The 8687-nt window shown below is 72.3% G+C and carries 9 protein-coding genes and 1 pseudogene; 6 read left to right on the top strand and 4 right to left on the bottom strand.

Going from position 1 to position 8687, the window contains the following annotated elements; translation table 11 throughout:
* The 4 genes from DQW85_RS32150 to ddaH form a co-directional block, all read right to left on the bottom strand.
* The coding region (locus DQW85_RS32150) for a PEP/pyruvate-binding domain-containing protein (protein ID WP_275888279.1) at nucleotides 1-782 on the bottom strand (782 nt) is incomplete at its 3' end.
* Nucleotides 779-2164, bottom strand: a complete 1386-nt coding sequence (locus DQW85_RS32145; RefSeq protein ID WP_113703545.1) for an MFS transporter — start codon at nucleotides 2162-2164, stop codon at nucleotides 779-781. The genes DQW85_RS32145 and DQW85_RS32150, both read right to left, overlap by 4 nt.
* A gap of 148 nt (nucleotides 2165-2312) precedes the next feature.
* Nucleotides 2313-4019: a 2-isopropylmalate synthase gene (gene leuA / locus DQW85_RS32140; RefSeq protein WP_113703546.1), complete on the bottom strand. Its 1707-nt coding sequence runs from the start codon at nucleotides 4017-4019 to the stop codon at nucleotides 2313-2315.
* Between the two features lie 161 nt (nucleotides 4020-4180).
* Nucleotides 4181-4924, bottom strand: coding sequence for a dimethylargininase (gene ddaH, locus DQW85_RS32135; protein WP_113703544.1), 744 nt, complete (start codon nucleotides 4922-4924; stop codon nucleotides 4181-4183).
* 38 nt (nucleotides 4925-4962) lie between these two features.
* Between ddaH and DQW85_RS32130 the strand changes: the two genes are divergently transcribed.
* The 6 genes and pseudogenes from DQW85_RS32130 to DQW85_RS32105 form a co-directional block, all read left to right on the top strand.
* A complete protein-coding gene (locus tag DQW85_RS32130) occupies nucleotides 4963-5208 on the top strand; it encodes a DUF2630 family protein (RefSeq protein WP_113703543.1) in 246 nt (81 codons plus the stop codon).
* A 71-nt stretch (nucleotides 5209-5279) separates the two neighbouring features.
* Nucleotides 5280-6008, top strand: a complete 729-nt coding sequence (locus tag DQW85_RS32125; RefSeq protein ID WP_113703542.1) for a Mut7-C RNAse domain-containing protein — start codon at nucleotides 5280-5282, stop codon at nucleotides 6006-6008.
* 127 nt (nucleotides 6009-6135) lie between these two features.
* Nucleotides 6136-6438: an urease subunit gamma gene (locus tag DQW85_RS32120; RefSeq protein WP_113703541.1), complete on the top strand. Its 303-nt coding sequence runs from the start codon at nucleotides 6136-6138 to the stop codon at nucleotides 6436-6438.
* Nucleotides 6435-6746 (top strand): urease subunit beta, encoded by a 312-nt coding sequence (locus tag DQW85_RS32115; RefSeq protein ID WP_113703540.1) that lies wholly within the window; start codon nucleotides 6435-6437, stop codon nucleotides 6744-6746. Before DQW85_RS32120 ends, DQW85_RS32115 begins: the two co-directional genes overlap by 4 nt.
* The gene (locus DQW85_RS32110) at nucleotides 6739-8445 is read left to right on the top strand and encodes an urease subunit alpha (protein WP_113703539.1); all 1707 of its coding nucleotides are present in this window, start codon (nucleotides 6739-6741) and stop codon (nucleotides 8443-8445) included. The genes DQW85_RS32115 and DQW85_RS32110 overlap by 8 nt, the downstream gene beginning before the upstream one ends.
* 46 nt (nucleotides 8446-8491) lie before the next feature.
* A pseudogene (locus tag DQW85_RS32105) lies at nucleotides 8492-8687 on the top strand (urease accessory protein UreF); the annotation flags it as partial.

Raw genomic sequence — 8687 nt, 5'->3', positions numbered from 1 at the left:
GCCACCTCGGCGCCCAGAGCCGCCAGCACCCGCAGGACCTCGCCGGGCAACCGCCCACCCGCCGCACCGCCCCGCGCGCCACCGCCCTCGGTGAACGCGGTGACCCGGCCCGCGGCGTCGAGCGCGTAGTGGTCGGGGGTGACGAGGCCCGAGACGACGGCCTCGCCCAGCCCGCTGCCGGCCTCCACGACGATCCGCGAGCGGTCGCCGGTCACCGGGTCGGCCGTGAACATCACCCCCGCCGTCTCGGCCTCGACCATGCTCTGCACGACCACCGCGATGCGCACCCCCTCGTCGCCGACGCCGAGCCTGCGGCGGTAGGCGACGGCGCGCTCGTTCCACAGCGACGCCCAGCACCGGCGTACGGCGTCGACCAGCGCCTCCTCCCCCACGACGTTGAGGAACGTGTCCTGCTGCCCGGCGAACGCGGCGCCCGGCAGGTCCTCGGCGGTGGCGCTGGAGCGCACCGCGACCGGTCCGCCGCCGAGCGCGGCGTACGCGGCGGTGATGGCCGCGCGCAGCTCGCCGGGAACACGCGCCCGCTCGACACGGGACCGCTCGGTGTGGGACCGCTCGACACGGGGCTGCTCGGTGCGGGCCCGCTCGGTGCGGGCCCGCTCGCCCTGCGCTCCGGCCACCAGCGCGTACGCGGCCGTGGTGACGACGAAGCCGCCCGGGACCGGGAAGCCGCCTCGAACGAGCTCCCCCAGGTTGGCGCCCTTGCCCCCGGCCTCTTCGAGGTCTTCACGCCCGAAGGCCCGCAGGGGTGCGACGAGTGTCATGCTCTCTCCTCGGCGTACGCGGTGGTGCGGAGCGGACGCGCCGGCAGGGCCAGCGCGAGGACGAACGCCAGCGCCGGCAGTGGCGCCATGGCTCCGAAGACGGGCGGAACGGCCTCGGCGAACGCTGCCCGCACGCTGCCGGGCAGCGCCGTGGGCACGGTCGCGGGGATGCCGCCGGCGAACCGCCAGGTGATCAGCGCCCCGGCGAGGGCCACCCCGGCGGAGGCGCCGATCTGGCGCGTGAACGTCACGGCCGACGTCGCCGCGCCGAGGTCGGCGTAGCCGACGGCGTTCTGCGCGGCCAGCACCATGACCTGCATGACGAGCCCGACCCCCAGCCCGATCAGCAGCATCGCGCCCGCGATGGCCGTGGGTCCGGCGCCATTCGCGAAGGACAGTAGCGCCAGCCCGAGGCTGGCCACGGCGGTGCCGGCGACCGGGTAGGGCTTGTAGCGGCCGGTCCGGGCGATGAGCCTGCCGGAGACGATCGTGGTGGCCAGCACGCCCCCCATCAGCGCGGTCACCAGCAGGCCCGCCCGCGTGGCGGAGGAGCCCAGCGCGATCTGCATGTAGGCTGGCAGGTACGTGATCGTCCCGAACAGCGCGAACCCGATGAGCAGGCTGATCGCCACCGGGATGGCGAAGGCGCGGTCACGGAACAGCCGCAGCGGCAGGATCGGGTCGGCCGCGAAGCGGGCGCTCACCAGCCACGCCACCGCGCCCGCGGCGGCCACGGCGAGGAAGACCGGGTTCCGGGTCTGCCCTAGCAGCACGACCCCGACGACGGCGACCGCCAAGGCCAGTGCCCCGGCGTAGTCGATCGGCGCGCGGCTCGTGGGCCTGGGCAGCCGCAGCGTGGCCGTCAGCAGCACCAGCGCGACCAGCCCGAGCGGCGGGTAGACGGCGAAGATCCACCGCCAGTGGGCCCGGTCGACGATGAAGCCGCCGAGCAGTGGGCCGCCGACCGCGGCGACGACGTAGGCCGCGCCGATCAGGCCCAGGTAGCGGCCCCGTTCCCGGAGGCTCACCAGCTCTCCGATGATCGCCTGAGCGCCGATCATCAGCCCGCCGCCGCCGACGCCCTGCACCGCCCGGAAGGCGACGAACTGCGGCATCGACCCGGCCAGGGCGCACAGCGCGGCGCCCGCCACGAAGATCACGATCGCCGCCTGCATCAACGGCTTGCGCCCGAACCGGTCGCCGAGCCTGCCGTACACGGGCATCACCACGGTGGCCGCCACCAGGTAGGCGCCGATGACGGCGGGCATCTGGTCGAGCCCGCCGAGGCTCCCCGCGACGACGGGCAGCGCCGGCGCCATGATCGTCTGGTCGAGGGCGCCCAGCAGCATCGCGAGCATCAGCCCCGCCAGGACGAGCCTCATCGGCCACTCCTTAGAGAACGAACCGTTCTCTAAGGAGTCTAGACCCGGCACATGAAGAGACGCAACGTTCACTAAAAGCCCTCGGGGGCACGGCGGCGAGCCGTGCCCCCGAGGGGGTGGAACGGGTGATCCGGATCGAGCGGCGCGATCAGCGGGAGGCGCGGTTGACCGCGGAGATGACGGCCTTGAGGGAGGCCGTCGTGGTGTTGGCGTCGATGCCCACACCCCACAGCACCTTGCCGTCGATCTCGCACTCCAGGTAGGAGGCGGCCTTGGCGTCCGTGCCCGCGCTCATCGCGTGCTCCACGTAGTCGAGGACCCGCACCTGGAACCCGGCGCCCGAGATCGCGTCGATGAACGCGGAGATCGGCCCGTTGCCGTTGCCCGCGAGCTCGCGGATCTCACCGTCGACCCGGACGTCGGCGCTGATGCGGTCCTTCTCGTCGACCGTGGACTCGTGGCGGTGCGCCATGAGACTCAGGCGGCCCCAGCGGTTGGCCGGGTTGGGCAGGTATTCGTCCTGGAAGATCTCGAACATCGCGGCCGGGCTGATCTCGCCGCCCTGCGCGTCGGTGCGGGCCTGCACGACCTTCGAGAACTCGATCTGCAGCCGGCGCGGCAGGTCGAGCTGGTGGTCGGCCTTCATGATGTAGGCGACGCCGCCCTTGCCCGACTGGCTGTTGACCCGGATGACGGCCTCGTAGGTGCGGCCGATGTCCTTGGGGTCGATCGGCAGGTAGGGGACCGCCCAGGTGAACTCGTCGACCGGCACGCCGGCTTCGTCGGCGTCCTTCTCCAGGTGCTCGAAGCCCTTCTTGATGGCGTCCTGGTGGGAGCCGGAGAAGGCGGTGTAGACCAGCTCGCCGCCCCACGGGTGGCGCGGGTGCACGGGCAGCTGGTTGCAGTATTCGGTGACGCGGCGGATCTCGTCGATGTCACTGAAGTCGAGCTCGGGGTCGACGCCCTGGGAGAACAGGTTCATGCCCAGGGTGACCAGGCAGACGTTGCCCGTGCGCTCGCCGTTGCCGAACAGGCAGCCCTCGATGCGGTCGGCTCCCGCCATGTAGCCCAGCTCGGCCGCGGCCACGGCGGTGCCGCGGTCGTTGTGCGGGTGCAGCGACAGGATGATCGAGTCGCGGTGCTTCAGGTGGCGGTGCATCCACTCGATCTGGTCGGCGTAGACGTTCGGCGTGGCCATCTCGACCGTGGCGGGCAGGTTGATGATGACCTTGCGGTCGGGGGTGGGCTGCCACACCTCGTTGACGGCGTCGCACACCTCGACCGCGTACTCCAGCTCGGTGCCGGTGAACGACTCCGGGGAGTATTGGAAGCGGATGTCCGCGTCGCTGGCGTCGGCGAGCTTCTTGACCAGCTTGGCGCCCTCGACGGCGATGGCCGTGATGCCCTCCTTGTCCTGGCCGAACACAACCCGGCGCTGCAGGGTGGACGTCGAGTTGTAGAGGTGGACGATGGCCCGCCTGGCGCCCGCCAGCGACTCGAAGGTGCGCTCGATCAGCTCGGGCCGGGCCTGCGTCAGCACCTGGACGACGACGTCGTCGGGGATGCGGCCCTCTTCGATGATCTGGCGGATGAAGTCGAAGTCGGTCTGGCTGGCCGCCGGGAACCCGACCTCGATCTCCTTGAAGCCCATGCGCACCAGCAGTTCGAACATCTGCAGCTTGCGGTGGGAGTCCATCGGGTCGATCAGCGCCTGGTTGCCGTCGCGCAGGTCGACCGCGCACCAACGGGGCGCCTTGGTGATGACCTGATCGGGCCAGGTGCGGTCGGTCAGTCGTACGGGCCGGAACGGCTGGTAGCGATGGAAAGGCATGGGGCTGGGCTGCTGAACGGTCATGATCTCGGGCTCCTCGTCGGTCGATGAAAAGCGGCCGACGCGCACGACTCGCCCCGCGGCGAGGGAGCCGGCCTAGAGGCCCCCGCCGCGGCGGCTAAGAAGGAGTCCGCGCAGCATGCCTAGCACGCTACCAGATGTGGAGCCGTGCACCGTGTTCGATCTCAGATGATGAGAACCGACAGGCAGGTGACGCAGCCCTCCAGTTTCTCGAACTCCGAGATGTCCACCGTCGTCACCGCGAGCCCGCGCCGCTCCAGCATCCGGGCGGTCTCGGGAGCGGAGGCCGCCATCAGCAGGCGGTCGCCGCCGAGCGGGACGACGTGCGCCCCGGCCTCCTCGGGTGGCTTCAGCAGGCCGGGCAGGCCCACGCGGGAGGGGTCGCCGATCAGCGTGCCGTCGGGCAGCGCCGTGACGGCCGACTTCAGGTGCAGCACGCCGTCCATGTCCACGGGCACGACCCGCCGCTCCGGCAGCAGCGCGCCCAGCTGGGCGATGCCCTCGTCGTTGGTCCGCGACGACCTGCCGACGTACACGGTGGCGCCCACCTGCAGCACGTCGCCGCCGTCGAGGGTCCCGGAGCCGGTGATCCGCACCGCCTTCAGCCCGAGCCGCCGCACCGTCTCCTCGACCGAGGCCACCTCCGGCCGCCGTTCCTCCGCGCCGGGCCGGGTCAGCACGGCCAGCCGCTCGCTCACCACGACCGTGTCCTCGACGAACGGCGCGTCCGGCAGGTCGTCGGCCGGTCCGGCGTACACGGGCCGCCAGCCGTTCGCGGCGAGCGCGGCCACGTAGGCGTCGTGCTGCTCCACCGCCCTGCCCGGGTCGACGGAGTCGCGCTGGACGTACGTGACCAGACCCTCGGCGATGCGGGACCCGGGCTTCCTTACCAGCGCGATACCAGACATAGGGCGTGTTCTATCACGAACTCAGTAGAGTCTCGGGCATGCGGGACAACGAGATACTCACCAGGATCAGCGCTCTGGTCGCCGAGGAGCACGAGCTGCGCGGCAGGCTCGCGACGGGCGACGTCACCTCGGAGGAGGAGAACGAGCGGGTCAAGGAGCTGGAGGTGGCGCTCGACCAGTGCTGGGACCTGCTGAGGCAGCGCCGGGCCCGCCGGGGCGTCGGCGAGGACCCCGACGACGCGGCCCCGCGCCCGGTCTCCGAGGTGGAGGGCTATCAGCAGTAGGACGCGGCGACGCCCCGGAGGACGGCGCCGCGGGGGCGCCGTCGCGAGCGCACCGGGTTCGATCGCGCAGAATGGGAGTCGTGACGGAACGGGACGCGCGCCTTCGCATCGCCGACGAGCTGATGATGTTCCTGCCGGTGAGCCGCCGCCACGAGTGGCAGCGGGTGACCCCTGACGGCACCTCGACGCTCGGGCACCACGTCGAGTCGGTCGGCATCCCGCTGACGGAGGTCGGACCGATGACCGTCGACGGGCACGGGGTCGGCCCCTCCTACCAGCCCGTCGCGGGCGACGTCGTCGAGGTGCGGGCGGTGCCGCGACCGCAGCAGCTTCCGCACGAGCCGCGCTTCCTGCTCGATGTGCACCTGGGCACGCTGTCGCGGCGGCTGCGGCTGCTCGGCATCGACGCCGCTTACCACAACGACATGGACGACCCAGCCCTGGTGGCTCAGGCCAACGAGGAGCACCGGGTGCTGCTGACGCAGGACCGCGGGCTGCTGCGCCGCCGCGCCCTCTGGCTGGGCGCCTACGTGCGCGGCTCCCGGCCGCAGGACCAGCTGCGCGACCTGCTCGAACGCTTCTCGCCGCCGCTGCGCCCCTGGACGAGGTGCACGGCCTGCAACGGCGAGCTGGCGCCCGCCGCCAAGCGGGAGGTGGAGCCGTTGCTGGAGGCGGGCACGCGGCGCAACTTCGACGCGTACGGGCAGTGCCGCGACTGCGGCCAGGTCTACTGGCACGGCGCGCACAGCGGCCACCTGGAGGAGATCGTCAGGTCGGCGCGCCAGTGGGCGGCGGGCTGAGGCCCTGAGGCCCCGAGCCCCTGAGACTCCCTGAGGCTCCCGGCGGCTCCCGGTGGCTCCCGGCGGCGAAACCGATACGACACCGGGCGGCAACAGATCGGAAACGGCCTGTTCCTATGGTCCGGCCATGCGGCTAACCCCACACGAGCAGGAACGCCTGCTCATCCATGTCGCCGCCGGGGTGGCTCGGGAGCGCCAGGCCAGGGGCCTGCGCCTCAACCACCCCGAGGCCACCGCGGTCATCGCGTCGTTCCTGATGGAAGGGGCCAGGGACGGGCGGACCGTCGCCGACCTCATGGAGGCCGGGCGCTCCGTGCTCGGCCGCGCCGACGTCATGGAGGGCGTGCCCGAGATGCTCGACAGCGTGCAGATCGAGGCCACGTTCCCCGACGGCACCAAGCTGGTCACCGTGCACAGGCCGATCCCGTGATCCCCGGCGAGTACGCGCACCCCGCCGGCGACCTCCCGCTCAACCCCGGGCGCGAGCGGGTCACGGTCCGGGTCGTCAACACCGCCGACCGGCCCGTACAGGTCGGCTCCCACTACCACTTCGCCGCCGCCAACCCGGCCCTCGACTTCGACCGCGACACCGCCTGGGGGATGCGCCTCGACGTCCCGGCGGGCACCGCGGTCAGGTTCGAGCCGGGCGTCGAGCGCGACGTGACACTCGTACCCATCGCCGGGCGCCGCGTCGTGCCCGGCCTGCGACCGGAATGGGCGGGGCCCCTCGATGGCTGACATCTCACGGGCCCGATACGCGGCGCTGTACGGCCCGACCACGGGCGACCGGATCAGGCTGGCCGACACGGACCTGTTCGTCGAGGTCACCGAGGACCGGTCGATGGGTCCCGCCGGGGCGGGCGACGAGGCGGTGTTCGGTGGCGGCAAGGTGATCCGCGAGTCCATGGGACAGGCCCGCACCACCCGCGCCGAGGGCGCGCCCGACCTGGTGATCACCGGCGCGGTCATCCTCGACCACTGGGGCGTGGTCAAGGCCGACGTGGGCGTCACGGACGGCCGGATCAGCGCCATCGGCAAGGCCGGCAACCCCGACACCATGGACGGCGTGGACATCGTCATCGGGCCGTCCACCGAGATCCTCAGCGGCAACGGCAAGATCCTCACCGCCGGCGCCGTGGACTCCCACGTGCACCTGATCTGCCCCCAGTCGCTCGACGAGGCCATCGGCTCGGGCGTCACCACGATCGTCGGCGGCGGCACCGGCCCGGTGGAGGGCACCAAGGCGACCACCGTCACCGGCACCTGGTATCTAGGCAGGATGCTGGAGTCGCTCGACTCCTACCCGCTGAACTTCGCGCTGCTCGGCAAGGGCAACACGGTCAACCCCGAGGGGCTGCTGGAGCAGCTCCGGGCGGGCGCCTCGGGCTTCAAGCTGCACGAGGACTGGGGCACCACGCCCGCCGCCATCGACGCCTGCCTGAGCGTGGCCGACGCCACCGGGGTGCAGGTCACCATCCACACCGACACGCTGAACGAGGCGGGGTTCGTCGAGTCGACGCTGGCCGCCATCGGCGACCGGATGATCCACGCCTACCACACCGAGGGCGCGGGCGGCGGGCACGCCCCCGACATCATCCGGGTGGCGTCCCTGTCCAACGTGCTGCCCTCCTCCACCAACCCGACCAGGCCGCACACCGTCAACACGCTCGACGAGCACCTCGACATGCTGATGGTCTGCCACCACCTCAACCCGTCCATCCCGGAGGACCTGGCGTTCGCCGAGTCGCGCATCAGGCCCACGACGATGGCGGCCGAGGACGTGCTCCACGACATGGGCGCCATCTCCATGATCGGATCGGACTCGCAGGCGATGGGCCGCATCGGCGAGACCGTCATCCGCACCTGGCAAACGGCTCACGTCATGAAGGGCCGCCGCGGCTCGCTGGGCGGCCCGGCCGACAACCTGCGCGCCCGCCGCTACGTCGCCAAGTACACGATCTGCCCGGCCGTCGCCCACGGCCTCGACTCCGAGATCGGCTCGGTCGAGCCGGGCAAGCTCGCCGACCTGGTGCTGTGGGATCCGGCGTTCTTCGGGGTCAAGCCCACACTGGTGATCAAGGGGGGCGTGGTGGCCTGGGCCCAGATGGGCGACGCCAACGCCTCCATCCCGACGCCCCAGCCCGTGCTCCCCCGTCCCATGTTCGGCGCGGCACCGGCCACGGCCGCGTCCACGTCGCTCCACTTCGTCTCGCCGCTCGCCCTGGACGACGGACTCGCGGACCGCCTGGCCGTACGGCGCCGCCTGGTGGCGGTGGCGGACGTGCGCAAGCGCGGCAAGCCCGCGATGCCGCTCAACGACGCGATGCCGCGGATCGAGGTGGCGCCGGACACGTTCGAGGTCCGCGTGGACGGCGACCTCATCGAACCAGCCCCCGCCCGCACGCTGCCCATGGCGCAGCGCTACTTCCTCTTCTGATGCCCCCCGCCGGCCCACGCCCGGTCGCCTCCGGTGGCGGCCGGCCATGAACCCCGCGCTGCTCCTCCTCGCCGACTCCCGGCTCCCGGCCGGGGGGCACGCCCACTCCGGCGGCGCCGAACAGGCCGTCACCTCGGGCGCCGTACACGACCTCGCGTCTCTCGCCGGGTTCCTGCGGGGTCGCCTGCACACCTCGGGCCGCGTCGCCGCCGCCCTCGCAGCCGCGGCGTGCGCCCACGCGG

It is taken from the genome of Nonomuraea lactucae (assembly GCF_003313395.1).
GTDB lineage: Bacteria > Actinomycetota > Actinomycetes > Streptosporangiales > Streptosporangiaceae > Nonomuraea > Nonomuraea lactucae.
Note: the sequence above shows the minus strand (reverse complement) of the source record. Positions and strands in the feature narration are given on the sequence as shown.

Excerpts from the sequence above, each read along its gene's own strand:
- DQW85_RS32145 (WP_113703545.1), bottom strand. The coding sequence starts at position 2,164 with ATGAGGCTCGTCCTGGCGGGGCTGATGCTCGCGATGCTGCTGGGCGCC.
- leuA (WP_113703546.1), bottom strand. The coding sequence starts at position 4,019 with ATGACCGTTCAGCAGCCCAGCCCCATGCCTTTCCATCGCTACCAGCCG.
- ddaH (WP_113703544.1), bottom strand. The coding sequence starts at position 4,924 with ATGTCTGGTATCGCGCTGGTAAGGAAGCCCGGGTCCCGCATCGCCGAG.
- DQW85_RS32130 (WP_113703543.1), top strand. The coding sequence starts at position 4,963 with ATGCGGGACAACGAGATACTCACCAGGATCAGCGCTCTGGTCGCCGAG.
- DQW85_RS32125 (WP_113703542.1), top strand. The coding sequence starts at position 5,280 with ATGGGAGTCGTGACGGAACGGGACGCGCGCCTTCGCATCGCCGACGAG.
- DQW85_RS32120 (WP_113703541.1), top strand. The coding sequence starts at position 6,136 with ATGCGGCTAACCCCACACGAGCAGGAACGCCTGCTCATCCATGTCGCC.
- DQW85_RS32110 (WP_113703539.1), top strand. The coding sequence starts at position 6,739 with ATGGCTGACATCTCACGGGCCCGATACGCGGCGCTGTACGGCCCGACC.